Raw genomic sequence first — 15285 nt, 5'->3', positions numbered from 1 at the left:
CGGCGGGCCGCCGCGCCCGACGCCGCCGGCCTGTAATAGTCTCCGTCCCCGGCGCCGGCGTAGGCTCGACGCTCGCAACCGAGCCGAACGCCATGGGACACGACCACAGCCACGCCCCCACCGAGATCCGCCACGAAAAGCCGCTGTGGTGGGCGCTGGGCCTGACCGCCGCATTCCTGCTGGCGGAGATCGTCGGCGCGTTCGTCACCAACAGCCTGGCGCTGTTGTCCGACGCGGCGCACATGGCCACCGACACCCTGGCGCTGATGATCGCGCTGGTGGCGGTGCGCCTGAGCCGGCGCCCGCCCGATGCCAAGCGCACCTACGGCTACGCGCGACTGGAAGCGCTGGGCGCGCTGGTCAACGGCGGCCTGCTGTTCGCCGTCGCCGGCTACATCCTGTGGGAAGCGGTGCAGCGCTTCCGCCAGCCGCAGGACGTGGCCACGGCCGGCATGCTGGGGATCGCCGCGTTCGGCCTGGTCGTCAACCTGATCTCGATGCGCCTGCTCAAGGCCGGCAGCGGCGAGAGCCTCAACATGAAGGGCGCGTACCTGGAAGTGTGGAGCGACATGCTCGGCTCGGTGGCGGTGATCCTCGGCGCGCTGGCGATCCGCCTCACCGGCTGGAAGGTGATCGACCCGATCCTAGCGGTGCTGATCGGCCTGTGGGTGCTGCCGCGCACCTGGCTGCTGCTGCGCGAGGCGGTCAACGTGCTGCTGGAAGGCGTGCCCAAGGGCGTGGACCTCGCCGCGGTGCGCGCCTACCTGCTGGCCGCGCCAGGCGTGCAGGGGGTGCACGACCTGCACGTGTGGGCGCTGGCCTCGAGCACCCCGGCATTGACCGCGCATGTGGTGCTGGCCGACGCGGCCGACGGCGACGCGCTGCGGGTGTCGCTGCGCGAGGGCCTGCACGCGCGGTTCGACATCGACCACGTCACCTTGCAGATGGAAACCGGGCACTGCGGCGCGGCCCCGTGCGGCACGCCGGCAGCTGCCGCGCCGGATGCGCACGACGGTCCTGCGGATCACGATCACGATGGGCACGAGCCCCATGGACATCGGCATGGCCATGCGCATGGCGCGCATGGGCATTCGCATTCCTGACACCGTGTCTGGCGTCTCCCGCCTCCTGTAGGAGCGGCTTCAGCCGCGACGGGCTCTATCGACAACGCCTGTCGCGGCTGAAGCCGCTCCTACAGGTGGCGCAGAGAGCGAAATGTCCGGACGTGAACCGGGGTCAGGCCGCCGGTTCGCGCAGCGCCGGCGCGTCCCAGCCCGGCCGCGGCGCGAAGCGCTCGCCGTAGCGCGCGTGCAGCGACCGCAGCCGTTCCAGCAGCGCATCGGCGCCGGTGGCGCGGATGTACTGGATCGGGCCGCCGCGGAACGGGGCGAAGCCGGTGCCGAAGATCACGCCCGCATCGAGCAGGTCCGCATCGGCGACCACGCCGTCGTGCAGGCACGCCACCGCCTCGTTGAGCAGCGGCAGCACCAGCCGGTCTTCCAGGTCGGCCGGGGCCTGGTAGTCCTTGGCCACCTCCGCCTTCACCGCGCGCCCGCTCTCCCACTTGTACAGGCCCTGGCCGTCCTTCTTGCCGCGCTTGCCCGGCTCGACCGTCGTCAGCGCGGCGGGAATCGGCAGCCCCAGGAACGGCGCCAACTCTTCGCCCACGCCCGCCGCCACGTCCAGGCCCACGGTGTCGATTAGCTCGATCGGGCCCATCGGCATGCCGAACTTCACCGCGGCCTTGTCGATCGCCGGGCCCGGAATGCCCTCGGCATAGGCGGTCGCCGCTTCCAGCAGGTACGGGAACAGCACCCGGTTGACCAGGAAGCCCGGGGTGCCGGCGACCGGCACCGGCAGCTTGTCGATCGCCTTGCAGAACGCGGCCAGCCGCTTCTGGTTCTCCGGCGCCAGCCCGTCGTGGCAGACGATCTCCACCAGCGGCATCTGCGCCACCGGATTGAAGTAGTGCAGGCCGGCGAACTGCGCCGGGCGCTGGATGTGTTCGCGCAACTCGCCCAGCGGGATCGACGAAGTGTTGGTACCGAGCAGCGCGTCGGGCTTCATCCGCGGCTCCAGCGCCTGGTACAGCTCGCGCTTGGCCTGCGGGTTCTCGATGATCGCCTCGATCACCAGGTCGGCCGCCGCCACGCCGTCGCCGGCCAGGTCGCCCTTCAGCCGCGCGGCCACCGCCGGGCGCTTGCTGTCGTCCTTGACCCGCTTGGCGAACAGTTCGCCGGCGCGGGCCAGCGCGGCGTCGACGAAGCGCTGCTCGCGGTCCTGCAGCGTCACCTCGAAGCCCTTGTAGGCCGACCATGCGGCGATGTCGCCGCCCATCACCCCGGCGCCGACCACGTGCACATGGCCGATGCCATGCTCCTTGCCGCCCAGCGCCTTGAGCCGCTCGGTGAGGAAGAAGATGCGGATCAGGTTGCGCGCGGTGGGCGTGCCGGCGAGCTTGACCACCGCCTTGCGCTCGGCGTCCAGCCGCGCCTGGATGCCGCCGCCGCCGCTGCGCTGCCAGGCGCCGATCAGCGCGTACGGGGCCGGGTAGTGCTCCTTGCGCGCCTTGCGCGCGACCTGCTTGCTCATCTGCGGCGCCAGGATCTGCCGCGCCGGCCAGGTGTTGGTCGCCCAGCCGAGCAGGCGCTGCTTGAACGGGCGCGTGGTTCCGGCCAGCGCCAGCGCGACCGCCGCGTCGACCAGCACCGCCGGCGCCACGACCTTGTCGACCAGGCCCATCGCGCGCGCGGCGGAGGCCGACACGGTGCGCCCGGTCAGCATCAGGTCCATCGCCGCCGGCGCGCCGATCAGTCGCGGCAGGCGCGCGCTGCCGCCCCAGCCGGGGAAGATGCCGAGCTTGGTTTCCGGCAGGCCGATGCGGGTGGAGGCGTCGTTGGACGCGACGCGGTAGCGGCAGGCCAGCGAGATCTCGGTGCCGCCGCCCATGCAATGGCCGTGGATCGCCGCCACCGTGGGGCAGGGCAGTTCGGCCAGTTTCTGGAACGTGGCCTGGCCGCGGCGGATGGCGTCGTTGACCGTGCCGCGGCGGTCGAACTCCTGGAATTCCTTCAGGTCCGCGCCGGCGATGAAGCCGGCCGGCTTGGCCGAACGGATCACCACGCCCTTGGGCGGATCGATGGCGATGCGTTCGATCAGGTCGCCCAGTTCCAGCAGCACGTCCTGCGACAGCGCATTGACGGGCGCGCCCTGGCGGTCGAGGCTGAGCACGACGACGCCGTCGTCGCGGATGTCCGCCTGCCAGTGACTGAATCGGAGCCCATCGAAGCCTGAAAGCATGGGGAGAACCATCCGCGTGTGTATGGAGAAGATCGTTATCATCCAGAGGTTGTTTCCGTTGCGTCAAATCCCAATGCAGGGGAAGTGACCCCGGTCCCGCCGCCGCTGGCATGCCGCCAGCCTAACGGAACCGCGGTTAACGTCGTGGGGCGGTGGTCCGCAAGGCCGCTGAACTTTTTTTCGAAATGGCGGTCACAGGGTCCGACGTAGGTTGGGCTGACAGGAGTGCGGCCCGTTATGGCCGATGTCGAAACACCTCAGGAGCTGGACCTGGAACTGGTCCGGCGCGTGCAGCGCGGCGAAAGCGCGGCGTTCGATGTCCTGGTGCGCAAGTACCAGCACCGGATCGTCGCGTTGATCGGGCGCTACATCGCCGACTGGAGCGAATGTCAGGACGTGGCCCAGGACACCTTCATCCGCGCCTACCGCGCGATGGGGAACTTCCGCGGCGACGCCCAGTTCTATACCTGGTTGCACCGTATCGCCGTGAACACCGCCAAGAACTATCTGGTTGCGCACAACCGCAGGCCGCCCAGCGACGACATCGACGTGCTCGATGCCGAGCAGTTCGACAGCGGCACGCGGCTGCGCGACACCGACACCCCCGAGCGCGAACTGATGCGACAGGAGCTGGAGCAGACGGTGATGAAGGCGGTCAACGCGCTGCCGGAGGAACTACGAACCGCCATCACCCTGCGCGAGGTGGACGGTCTGAGCTACGAGGACATCGCGCATAAGATGGACTGCCCGATCGGCACGGTGCGTTCGCGCATCTACCGGGCGCGCGAAGCCATCGACGCAGAACTCCGTCCCCTGCTGGATACCGACAGCGCCACCCGTGAGCGACACCGCGTATGAGCGACAGCAAACCCCATCCCGAATCCGACGCCATGGCCCCCGACAAGTTCGAACTGCACTACCGGCAGCAGCTGTCGGCGCTGATCGACGGCGAGTTGCCGGCCGACGAAGCGCGTTTCGTGCTGCGCCGGCTGCAGCACGACGAGGAGCTGTCCGGCTGCCACGAACGCTGGCAGATGTGCGGCGACATCCTGCGCGGCCGCGTTTGCGCGCCGGCGCCGGCCGATTTCAGCGACCGCGTGCGCCGCGCATTGGCCGCCGAGACCCCGCTGGGACGAACCGCGGACGCGCGCGACGCCGCAGGACGGCGCACGTGGCGCTGGGGTGGCGGGGCGGCGTTGGCCGCGTCGGTCGCCGCCGTGGCCTTGTTCATGGCGCGCGAGCGCCTGCCCGAGCGGCCTGCGCCGAGCGCCGACCCGGCCCCGCTGGTCGCCGCCTCCAGCCCGGGCCCGGCCGCGGCCACGCCGCCAGCGGCCTCGCCCGCCGCGCCGGCCCCTGCGCCCGCCGATCCCCAGGGCGATCTGGCCACCGTCGTGGCCGCCGCGCCGGCGGTGGCGATCGCCGCCAACCGGCGCCAGGACGCGGCCGTGCGCCGTGGCGCCACCCGCACCCAGCAGGCCGCGCGCAGCGGCGCACGCGCGCAGGAGCCGGTGCGTGCGCTGGCCTCGGCGCCGCGCGCGGCGCCGTTGACGCCGATCGCGCCGGTGGCGGTGGCGCAGCAGGGCGGCGATCCGTTCGCGCACCAGGCCGCGCCGTTGCCGACCCGGCCCTGGCCGCGCTCGACGCTGGCGCCGGCCGCCGGATCCGGCGGCGAGTTCACCGCCAGCTTCCCGACACAGCGTTCGCCGACGCCGTTCTATCCGTTCGAGCCGCAGCTGCCGGCCGAGGCGGCGTCGGATCTGCCGCCGCTGCCGCAGCCTTGATCCTGCGCGCGGCGCGGCGGCAGCACCGCGCCGCCACGACGCGGCGTTCGCCGCGTCGTCCGGCCTTTTCCACCTTTCTTCCCGAACCGGAGGCTTGCGTCCGATGACTCACCGTATTCGCCACCCACTGCTGGGCTTGCTGGCCCTGACGCTGCCGCTGGCCGCCTGCGCCCAGCAGCCGGAAACGGCCACTGGCGCGGCCGCGCCGGCGCCGGCCGCGCGCGCCGCCCCGGCGCCGCAGCTGGTCGCCGGCCTGCCCGACTTCACCAACCTGGTCGAGCAGGTCGGGCCCGGCGTAGTCAACGTCGAGACCACCCTCAGCCGTAAGGCCGCCACGCGCGCCAGCGGCATGCCCGACGATGCGCAGATCCCGGAGTTCTTCCGCCGCTTCTTCGGCCCCGACGGCATGCCCGGCATGCCCGGCCAGCCGTCGCCCGACGACGACGGCATGCCCGGCGGACGCTCGATGGGTTCGGGTTTCATCATCTCCCCGGACGGCTACGTGCTGACCAACCACCACGTGGTCGACGGCGCCAGCGAGGTCAAGATCAAGCTCACCGACCGCCGCGAGTTCACCGCCAAGGTGGTCGGCAGCGACGCGCAGTACGACGTGGCGCTGCTCAAGGTCGACGCGAAGAACCTGCCGAGCGTGCGCGTGGGCGACTCCAACGGCCTCAAGCCCGGCCAGTGGGTGGTGGCGATCGGCTCGCCGTTCGGGCTGGACCACTCGGTCACCGCCGGCATCGTCAGCGCCACCGGCCGCAGCAACCCCTACGCCGACCAGCGCTACGTGCCGTTCATCCAAACCGACGTGGCGATCAACCAGGGCAATTCCGGCGGGCCGCTGCTCAACACCCGCGGCGAGGTGGTCGGCATCAACTCGCAGATCTTCTCCGCGTCCGGCGGCTACATGGGCATCAGCTTCGCGATCCCGATCGACCTGGCGATGAGCGCGGTGGAGCAGATCAAGAAGACCGGCAAGGTCACCCGCGGCCAGCTGGGCGTGCTGGTCGGCACCATCGATTCGCTGAAGGCGCAAGGCCTGGGGCTGCCGGATACGCGCGGCGCGCTGGTCAACCAGCTGGTGCCGGGAAGCCCGGCCGCCAAGGCCGGCCTGGAGGTGGGCGACGTGATCCGCGCCGTCAACGGCACCGAGATCGGCGCCTCCAGCGACCTGCCGCCGATGATCGGCGCGATGCCGCCGGGCACGAAGGTGCGGCTGAGCGTGATGCGCGATGGCAAGCCGCGCGAGATCACCGTGCAGCTGACCGCGCTGACCGAGGACGCGCAGGCGTCGGCCGGCCCCGCGGCGGGCGGCAGCGAGGACGCGGCGCCGGCCGCCAGCGCCAACGCGCTGCTCGGCATCCAGGTGGCGGACCTGGACGCGGCCAGCCGCCAGCAGCTGGGCATCGAGCCGGGCAAGGGCGTGCGCATCACCGCCGTCACCGGCCGCTCGGCGCGCGAGGCGCAGCTGACGCCGGGCATGGTGATCCTGCAGGTCGGCCGCACCGCGGTCGGCAGCGTCGCCGCGCTGAATCAGCAGTTGAGCGGCTACAAGAAGGGCGACGTGGTGATGTTGCTGATCCGCTACCGCGATGCCACCAGCTTCGTCGCGGTCCGCGCGGGCGGCTGAGCCCCGGCCGCCGCGGCCGCCGGTCGGCGGCCAGGCTGCTCCTCGCCCAGGCCGGCGAGGGGATGGCCGGCCGCTCCGGCGGTCCGCGGGCGGGCGGGTCCGCCGACCGTCACGGGTAGCCCCGGCCATGCGATAATGGCCCGTTATCCTGACGACGGTCCTGGCCGCCGCCCACCTCATGTCCTCTGATTCGATGCGGAACATCCGCAATTTCTCCATCATCGCCCACGTCGACCACGGCAAGTCGACCCTGGCCGATCGCATCATCCAGCTCTGTGGCGGCCTGCAGGCGCGCGAGATGGAAGCGCAGGTGCTCGACTCCAACCCGATCGAGCGCGAGCGCGGCATCACCATCAAGGCGCAGTCGGTGTCCTTGCCGTACACGGCCAAGGATGGGCAGGTCTACCAGCTGAACTTCATCGACACCCCCGGCCACGTCGACTTCAGCTACGAGGTCAGCCGCTCGCTGGCCGCCTGCGAGGGCGCGCTGCTGGTGGTGGATGCCGCGCAGGGCGTGGAAGCGCAGTCGGTGGCCAACTGCTACACCGCGGTGGAGCAGGGCCTGGAAGTGGTGCCGGTGCTCAACAAGATCGACCTGCCCACCGCCGACATCGCCCGCGCCAAGGCCGAGATCGAGGCGGTGATCGGCATCGACGCCGAGGACGCGGTCGCGGTCAGCGCCAAGACCGGGCTCAACGTGGACCTGGTGCTGGAGGCGATCGTGCACCGCATCCCGCCGCCCAAGCCGCGCGACACCGACAAGCTGCAGGCGCTGATCATCGACTCGTGGTTCGACAACTACCTGGGCGTGGTCTCGCTGGTGCGGGTGATGCAGGGCGAGATCAAGCCGGGCAGCAAGATCCTGGTGATGTCCACCGGCCGCACCCACCTGGTCGACAAGGTCGGCGTGTTCACGCCCAAGCGCAAGGAGCTGCCCGCGTTGGGCGCCGGCGAAGTGGGCTGGATCAACGCCTCGATCAAGGACGTGCACGGCGCGCCGGTCGGCGACACCTTGACCCTGGCCGCCGACCCGGCGCCGCACGCGCTGCCCGGCTTCCAGGAAATGCAGCCGCGCGTGTTCGCCGGCCTGTTCCCGGTCGATGCCGAGGACTACCCGGACCTGCGCGAGGCGCTGGACAAGCTGCGCCTCAACGACGCGGCGCTGCGCTTCGAGCCGGAAAGTTCCGAGGCGATGGGCTTCGGCTTCCGCTGCGGCTTCTTGGGCATGCTGCACATGGAGATCGTGCAGGAGCGGCTGGAGCGCGAGTACAACCTCAACCTGATCTCGACCGCGCCGACCGTGGTCTACGAGGTGCTCAAGACCGACGGCAGCGTGATCCCGATGGACAATCCGTCCAAGCTGCCGCCGCTCAACAACGTCGAAGAGATCCGCGAGCCGATCATCCGCGCCAACATCCTCACCCCGCCGGACTACGTCGGCAACATCATCACCCTGTGCGAGGAAAAGCGCGGCAGCCAGATCGGCATCAACTACCTGGGCAGCCAGGTGCAGATCAGCTACGAGCTGCCGATGGCCGAGGTGGTGCTGGACTTCTTCGACAAGCTCAAGTCGGTGTCGCGCGGCTACGCCTCGCTGGACTACCACTTCCTGCGCTTCGAGGCCGGCCCGTTCGTGCGGGTGGACACGCTGATCAACGGCGACAAGGTCGATGCGCTGTCGATCATCGTGCACCGCAGCCATGCCGACCGGCGCGGCCGCGAACTGTGCGAGAAGATGAAGGACCTGATCCCGCGGCAGATGTTCGACGTGGCGATCCAGGCCGCGGTCGGCTCGCAGATCATCTCGCGCAGCACGGTCAAGGCGATGCGCAAGAACGTGCTGGCCAAGTGCTATGGTGGCGACGTCAGTCGCAAGAAGAAGCTCCTCGAGAAGCAGAAAGAGGGCAAGAAGCGCATGAAGCAGGTCGGCCGCGTGGAGATTCCGCAGGAGGCCTTCCTGGCCGTGTTGCAGATGGATAAGTAGCCGGGATTGGGGATTCGCGATTGGGAATTGGCAAGAGCGCAAGCCTGTCCTATTTCCCGCTTCGCCGAATCTCCCCATCCCCAATCCCAAATCCCGTTCCGAAGGAACAAGAATGAAATGGTTTGAAATCGTGCTGGTGGTCCTGACCTTCGCCACCGGCATCATCTGGCTGCTGGACAAGCTGTTCTTCGCCAAGCGCCGCGCCGCGCGCGCCGGCCTGCTGGACAGCGAGCCGGCGATCGTCGACTACTCGCGCGCGTTCTTTCCGGTGCTGGCGGTGGTGCTGATCCTGCGCAGCTTCGTCGCCGAGCCGTACAAGATCCCGTCCAGTTCGATGATGCCGAACCTGCTGGTCGGCGATTTCATCCTGGTCAACAAGTTCGCCTACGGCTTCCGCCTGCCGATCACCAACCAGAAGATCATCCCCACCAGCGAGCCCAAGCGCGGCGACGTGGTGGTGTTCAAGCCGCCGCACGCGCCGGACCAGAACTGGATCAAGCGCGTGATCGGCCTGCCCGGCGACCGCATCGGTTTCCATGGCGACACGCTGTACATCAACGGCGCGCCGATGCAGTACCAGGTCAAGGGCGACTATATCGGCAAGGATCCCGGCTTCCCGTCGCCGACCCTGCTGGTCGAGCAGCTGCCCGGGCGCCCGCACACGGTCCTGGAGTGGCTGGAGCACAGCCGCTCGGAAGGGCAGGGCGACTGGGTGGTGCCGCCCGGCAAGTATTTCGTGATGGGCGACAATCGGGATAATAGCGAGGACAGCCGGTTCTGGACCCAGACCCATTTCCTGCCCGAGGAGAACCTGCGCGGCAAGGCCTTCCTGATCTGGCTCAACTGCGAGGGATGGTTCTGCAAGGGCAGCTTCGAGCCGACGCGGATCGGCACCGGCATCCAGTGATTCTTGGGGCGTAAGGGGAAACGCAATGAAGCACAAGCAAAGCGGTATGACGTTGACGTCGTTCGTGATCGTGTTGGCGGTGGTGGGCTTCTTCGCCTACATCGGCATGAAGCTGTTTCCGATGTACATGGAGTATTACGCCGTGCGTTCGGCGATGAAGGGGCTGGCGGCCGAGCCGGGCAGCGCCGACATGGACCCGTCGCAGGCCAAGACCTTGCTGTTCCGGCGTCTGGACGTCAACAACTCGGACAATGTGAAGGCCGACGACGTCAAGTTCGACCGCATGGATACCGGCTGGAAGATGCACGTGGCCTACGAGGTGCGCAAGCCCCTGGTCGGAAACCTGGACGTGGTCGGCAAGTTCGACATCACCCAGGAACTGACGAAGCGCGGTGGCGAATAATGTGTTCCTTCGCGGTGACCGGATCGGTCACCGCTTCGCCGAGCCGCAGCTGCTCGCGCAGGCGCTGACCCATCGCAGCGCCGGTGCGCCGCACAACGAACGGCTGGAATTCCTCGGCGACGGCATCGTCAATCTGCTGATCGCCGAGGCGTTGTACCTGCGCTGGCCCAAGGCCGACGAAGGCGCGTTGACCCGCGCGCGCGCCGAACTGGTGCGCGAGGCGTCGCTGGCGGCGATCGGCCGCCAGCTGGAACTGGGCGAACGGCTGACGCTGGGGCCCGGAGAGATGAAGTCCGGCGGGCATCGCCGCGATTCGATCCTGGCCGACGCGGTGGAGGCGGTGGTCGCCGCGATCTACCTGGACGCCGGCTTCGAGGCCTGCCGTGTGGCGATCCTGCCCTGGTTCGAGACGGCGTTGGCCGCACTGCCGGTCGGCAAGCCGGAGAAGGACGCCAAGACCCGCCTGCAGGAATGGCTGCAGGCCCGGCAGCGGACCCTGCCGGCGTACGAGCTGATCAGCGAAACCGGCGACGAACACGCCAAGCTATTCCGGGTACGCTGCGTACTCGCCGAGCCTGCCCTCGTCACCGAGGGCGAGGGCACCTCGCGGAGGCTGGCCGAACAACAGGCCGCCGCCGCCGCCATCGAGCAACTGGATTCGAGCAAGTGAACGACGAAGCGACCCCCTACCGCAGCGGCAGCGTGGCCGTGATCGGCCGCCCCAACGTGGGCAAGTCCACCCTGACCAACGCCCTGGTGGGCGCCAAGGTCAGCATCGTCTCCAACCGGCCGCAGACCACCCGGCACCGGCTGCTGGGCATCGCCAGCTTCCCGGAAGGGCAGCTGGTGCTGGTCGACACGCCGGGGCTGCACCGCGAGCAGAAGCGGGCGATGAACCGGGTGATGAACCGCGCCGCGCGCGGCTCGCTGGAAGGCGTGGACGCCGGCCTGCTGGTGATCGAGGCCGGGCGCTGGGACGACGAGGACACGCTGGCGTTCAACGTGCTCAGCGATTCAGGCATCCCGGTGGTGCTGGTGGTCAACAAGGTCGACCGGCTCAAGGACAAGACCGCGCTGCTGCCGTTCCTGCAGCAGATCAGCGACGGCCGCGCGTTCGCCGCGGTGCACCCGATCTCCGCGCTCAAGCGCAAGGGCCTGGAAGCGCTGGTGCGCGATCTGCTCGGGCTGGTGCCGGAGGCGCCGGCGATGTACGGCGAGGACGAGATCACCGACCGCAGCCAGCGTTTCCTGGCCGGCGAGCTGGTGCGCGAGCAGCTGATGCGCCAGCTCGGCGAGGAACTGCCGTACGCGACCACGGTGGAGATCGAGCGCTTCGCCGAGGACGGCGCCTTGCTGCGCATCGGCGCGGTGATCTGGGTCGAGCGCGAGGGCCAGAAGGCGATCGTGATCGGCAAGGGCGGCACCCGGCTGAAGGAAATCGGCGCCAAGGCGCGGCAGCAGATGGAGCGCCTGTTCGGCGCCAAGGTGTTCTTGGAGACCTGGGTCCGCGTGCGCGAGGGCTGGTCGGACGACGAGGCGGCGTTGAAGGCGTTTGGTTACGGAGAGTGATGGCGGGACCGGGGACCAGGGACCGGGGACCCGGTAAAAGCGTTCCGCTGGCGGCTGAGGAAGCATGAGGTTGCGATGCGGGCGCTTTTTTTGATCCACCCTCGTGCCGCATCGCTGCCCGTGGATGTCTGGAGCGCTGTCGCATGAATCTTCAGCAATCGGCCCGCGCGGCCGGTGCCCTGGCTTTTCCCCGGTCCCCGGTCCCCGGTCCCCGGTCCCGGCTCCTCCACGCATGCTGATCGAACACGAACCAGCCTTCGTCCTGCATGCCCGCCCATGGCGCGAGACCAGCCTGCTGGTGGAGGTGCTGAGCGCGCAGTACGGCAGGCTGGGGCTGCTGGCGCGTGGCGTACAGGGGCCGAAGAAGCAGCTGCTGCGGGCGGCGCTGCAGCCGCTGCAGTCGATCCGCTTCAGCGCGGTGCGGCGCGGCGAACTGGCGCAGCTGCGCGCGGCCGAGGCGATGGACACCGCGCCGCGGCTCAGCGGCGACGCCATGCTGGCCGGCTTCTACGTCAACGAGCTGACCCTGCGCCTGGCGCCGCGCGACGATCCGTTGCCGGACCTGTTCACCGCCTACGCGCGGGTGCGCGCGCGGATGAGCGCCGGCGCGCCGCTGGCGTGGTCGCTGCGCTGCTTCGAGCGCGACCTGCTCGACGCCCTGGGCGTGGGCTTCGACCTGCGCCACGACGGCGACGGCGAGCCGATCGACCCGGCGGCGCGCTACCTGCTCGACGCCGAGCACGGCCCGCGCCGCCTGCTCAGCGACCGCGGCCACGACGAGCGGCGCGGCATGGCCACCGGCCGCGCACTGCTGGCGCTGGCCGAGGACACGATGCCGGTGGCCGAGGACCTGCCCGGGCTGCGCCGCAGCCTGCGCGAAGTGCTGTCGCACCACCTGGGCAGCCGCGGGCTGAAGTCGTGGGAGATGCTGGAGGACCTGGGCAGGGCGGGTCGGCAGCCGGGACCAGGGACCGGGGACCAGGGACCGGGAACGGCGGAGTCCGTGGACGGCGACACGCGGGACTGAGCGGATGGAATCCAGGATGGCGGCTCGCGGATACGGGCGGGCTCCTGGTGCTGGATGGCACATGGCAAAGACACTCCCGGATGTTCCCGGTCTCCAGCCCTCCTGATTCAACGCAACGGTGCCGCGCGGTTGTGGAAGTTGGATGGTGCACGGCAAAGAGGCGCCAGGCTGTTCCGGGTCCCCGGTCCCCGGTCCCCGGTCCCGGGTCCCGACACTTCAATGCAACAACGCCGCCACCGCCTCCGTGAACTGGTTGCGCGCCTGCGACGAGGCCGGGTCGCCCTGCAGCTGGCGCACCGCGCGCGCGAGCCGGGCGGCGCCGACGAAGCCGCAGCTGGCCTGCAGCCGGTGCAGGTGGCTGCGCACGGCCTGTTCGTCGCTCAGCTGCAGCGCCGAGGCGACCGCGTCGCGCGTGCCGGGCAGTTCGGCCAGGAACAGCTCGCGCAGCGCGATCAGGTGCGAACGCTCGCCATTGAGCGCGGCCAGCGCCGAGGTCTCGTCCCAGTCCACCGCCGCCTCGGCGCCGCTCACCGCCGCGCCGGCGCGGCCGCGCGCCAGGATCCGCCGCACCGCCTGCAGCAGGCGCTCCGGCGACAGCGGCTTGAGCAGCACTTCGACGAAGCCGGCGGCGTGAAGCCGTTCCTGGGTGGCGGCGCTGCCGTCGGCGGTATGCGCCAGTGCCAGGGTGCCCGGACGCCGCTCCTGCAGCCGCCGCAACAGTTCCGCGCCGCTGCCGTCGGGCAGGTTGGCGTCGATCAGCCACAGGTCGTGCTCGCGCGCCTGCGCGTTCGCCAGCGCCATCGCCATGCTGTCGGCCAAGTCCACCTGCGCGGGCAGGATTTCCAGCGTGGCCTGGAAAAACGAGCGGCTGATCGGGTCGTCTTCGACCAGCAACAGTCGCGGTAGGGGTTCCTGGGTCGATGCCATCCGTATGCCTCCTTGCCAACCTGGCGCATCTTAGCGGCTGCGACGATGCGTCGCACCACTTTGCCCGGGCGCCGCGCCCACGGCAAGCATGCCGGCGGCGGGGGCGCATCTGCGACAATACGCGCCCTTTTTGCCCGCAGCCTGCCGCCACGTGGCCCGATCCAGAGTCCGCCTAGACCGCACCCCGTTCCAGACCGCCATCGTCGACCTGAGCCATGACGGCCGCGGCGTCGCCCGCCGCGAGGGCGAGGGCGGCAAGGTCACCTTCGTCGCCGGCGCTTTGCCCGGCGAGGTGGTGCTGGCCGAGCCCACCGCGCGCAACCGCCACTTCGACGAAGCGCGCACCCTGGAGGTGCTGCAGGCCTCGCCGCAGCGGGTGGCGCCGCGCTGCCCGCACTTCGGCGTGTGCGCCGGCTGCGTGCTGCAGCACCTGGCCGAGGACCAGCAGATCGTGGCCAAGCAGCGGGTGCTGCTGGACAACCTGCAGCGGATCGGCCACGTGACGCCGCAGGCGGTGCTGCCGGCGCTGTCGGGCGAGCCGTGGGGCTACCGCCGCAAGGGCCGCTTCTCGGTGCGCCGGGTGGAGAAGAAGGACAAGACCCTGGTCGGTTTCCGCGAGCTCGACCCGCGGTTCGTCGCCGACCTGGGCGTGTGCCACACGGTGATCCCGCAGATCGGCTTCAAGGTGGCCGCGCTGGCCGAACTGGTCGAAGGTCTGGACGGCAAGCGCGACATCCCGCAGATCGAGTTCATCGCCGGCGATCCGGCCCCCGGGCACAGCGGGGTGGCGCTGACCATCCGCCACATGCAGCCGCTGAGCCAGGCCGACCAGGCCGCGCTGGTCGCCTTCGCGCAGGCGCACGATTTCGCCATCTTCCTGCAGCCCGGCGGCGTGGACAGCGTGCATCCGCTGTATCCGCAGCAGGTGCCGCTGTCGTTCCGACTGCCGCAGTGGGACGTGGAACTGGCGTTCCGCCCGCTGGACTTCATCCAGGTCAACGCGTCGCTGAACCAGAAGATGATCGCGCACGCGCTGGCGCTGCTCGGCGCCGGGCCGCAGGACCGCGTGCTCGACCTGTTCTGCGGCCTGGGCAATTTCACCCTGCCGCTGGCGCGCACGGTGCGCGAGGCGGTGGGCGTGGAAGGCGACGCCGGGCTGGTCGCGCGCGCGCGCGAAAACGCCGAACGCAACGCACTGGGCAACGCGCAGTTCTTCGCCGCCGACCTGACCCAGGACCAGCGCCAGGCGCCGTGGATGCGCCAGGGCTTCGACAAGCTGCTGCTCGACCCGCCGCGCTCCGGCGCGCTGGAGGTGCTGCAGCAGCTGCCGCTGAAGCAGTTCCAGCGCATCGTCTACGTCAGCTGCCACCCCGGCTCGCTGGCCCGCGACGCCGGTTACCTGGTCAACGAGCAGGGCTTCGAACTCAAGGCGGCCGGGGCGATGGACATGTTCCCGCATACCGCGCATGTGGAGAGTATTGCGGTGTTTGAGCGGTAGCCGGGACTAGGGACCGGGGACCGGGGACCCGGGGGATGGTCGCGAGTGCCTGCATTGCTGCTTTCTGTAGGAGGGGCTTCAGCCCCGACGCCTTACCGGTAAAGCGTCGGGGCTGAAGCCCCTCCTACAGAAAGGCGGATTGGCTGTAACTGCAGAAAAAGGCCGCTTTCTCCAAAAAAAATCGGCACTTTTTTCATCAAGCCGCTTGACAGCGATTTTCGCTCGGACACCATCTTGCGGTCCCCGGTCCCTAGTC

At 69.9% G+C, this 15285-nt stretch carries 13 protein-coding genes; 11 read left to right on the top strand and 2 right to left on the bottom strand.

Features of this window, described 5'->3' with window-relative positions; all coding sequences use genetic code 11:
- Window positions 1-92 precede the first annotated feature (92 nt).
- The gene (locus tag JR065_RS10835; RefSeq protein ID WP_206234161.1) at window positions 93-1103 is read left to right on the top strand and encodes a cation diffusion facilitator family transporter; all 1011 of its coding nucleotides are present in this window, start codon (window positions 93-95) and stop codon (window positions 1101-1103) included.
- Between the two features lie 133 nt (window positions 1104-1236).
- Here the strand turns inward: JR065_RS10835 and JR065_RS10830 are convergent, their stop codons facing one another.
- Window positions 1237-3300: a 3-hydroxyacyl-CoA dehydrogenase NAD-binding domain-containing protein gene (locus JR065_RS10830; protein WP_206234159.1), complete on the bottom strand. Its 2064-nt coding sequence runs from the start codon at window positions 3298-3300 to the stop codon at window positions 1237-1239.
- A gap of 237 nt (window positions 3301-3537) precedes the next feature.
- Between JR065_RS10830 and rpoE the strand changes: the two genes are divergently transcribed.
- The 9 genes from rpoE to recO all read left to right on the top strand — a co-directional run bounded on the left by rpoE (window position 3538) and on the right by recO (window position 12604).
- Window positions 3538-4158: an RNA polymerase sigma factor RpoE gene (gene rpoE, locus JR065_RS10825; protein WP_206234158.1), complete on the top strand. Its 621-nt coding sequence runs from the start codon at window positions 3538-3540 to the stop codon at window positions 4156-4158.
- A gap of 32 nt (window positions 4159-4190) precedes the next feature.
- The gene (locus JR065_RS10820; RefSeq protein ID WP_206234157.1) at window positions 4191-5081 is read left to right on the top strand and encodes an RseA family anti-sigma factor; all 891 of its coding nucleotides are present in this window, start codon (window positions 4191-4193) and stop codon (window positions 5079-5081) included.
- Window positions 5082-5184: 103 nt separating this feature from the next.
- Window positions 5185-6714 carry a DegQ family serine endoprotease gene (locus tag JR065_RS10815; protein ID WP_206234156.1) on the top strand — a complete coding sequence of 510 codons (1530 nt, stop codon included), beginning with the start codon at window positions 5185-5187 and terminating at the stop codon, window positions 6712-6714.
- A gap of 193 nt (window positions 6715-6907) precedes the next feature.
- On the top strand, window positions 6908-8698 hold the full coding sequence (gene lepA, locus JR065_RS10810) for a translation elongation factor 4 (protein WP_206234275.1): 1791 nt from the start codon (window positions 6908-6910) through the stop codon (window positions 8696-8698).
- Between the two features lie 112 nt (window positions 8699-8810).
- Window positions 8811-9605, top strand: coding sequence for a signal peptidase I (gene lepB, locus JR065_RS10805; protein WP_206234155.1), 795 nt, complete (start codon window positions 8811-8813; stop codon window positions 9603-9605).
- Window positions 9606-9630: 25 nt separating this feature from the next.
- Window positions 9631-10008, top strand: coding sequence for a DUF4845 domain-containing protein (locus tag JR065_RS10800; protein ID WP_206234154.1), 378 nt, complete (start codon window positions 9631-9633; stop codon window positions 10006-10008).
- The gene (gene rnc, locus JR065_RS10795; protein WP_206234153.1) at window positions 9998-10678 is read left to right on the top strand and encodes a ribonuclease III; all 681 of its coding nucleotides are present in this window, start codon (window positions 9998-10000) and stop codon (window positions 10676-10678) included. Before JR065_RS10800 ends, rnc begins: the two co-directional genes overlap by 11 nt.
- The gene (era, locus tag JR065_RS10790) at window positions 10675-11577 is read left to right on the top strand and encodes a GTPase Era (RefSeq protein ID WP_206234151.1); all 903 of its coding nucleotides are present in this window, start codon (window positions 10675-10677) and stop codon (window positions 11575-11577) included. The genes rnc and era overlap by 4 nt, the downstream gene beginning before the upstream one ends.
- 232 nt (window positions 11578-11809) lie before the next feature.
- Window positions 11810-12604 carry a DNA repair protein RecO gene (recO, locus tag JR065_RS10785; protein WP_241093546.1) on the top strand — a complete coding sequence of 265 codons (795 nt, stop codon included), beginning with the start codon at window positions 11810-11812 and terminating at the stop codon, window positions 12602-12604.
- Between the two features lie 216 nt (window positions 12605-12820).
- Here recO and JR065_RS10780 read toward each other — a convergent pair whose 3' ends face one another.
- A complete protein-coding gene (locus tag JR065_RS10780; protein WP_206234273.1) occupies window positions 12821-13537 on the bottom strand; it encodes a response regulator in 717 nt (238 codons plus the stop codon).
- 145 nt (window positions 13538-13682) lie between these two features.
- Between JR065_RS10780 and rlmD the strand changes: the two genes are divergently transcribed.
- Window positions 13683-15029, top strand: coding sequence for a 23S rRNA (uracil(1939)-C(5))-methyltransferase RlmD (gene rlmD / locus JR065_RS10775; protein ID WP_206234150.1), 1347 nt, complete (start codon window positions 13683-13685; stop codon window positions 15027-15029).
- Window positions 15030-15285: the final 256 nt, after the last annotated feature.

Origin of the sequence: Xanthomonas sp. (assembly GCF_017163755.1) — a bacterium.
Taxonomy (GTDB): domain Bacteria; phylum Pseudomonadota; class Gammaproteobacteria; order Xanthomonadales; family Xanthomonadaceae; genus Xanthomonas_A.
The sequence above is the reverse complement of the archived record's forward strand: the minus strand, read 5'-3'. Positions and strand labels throughout refer to the sequence as shown.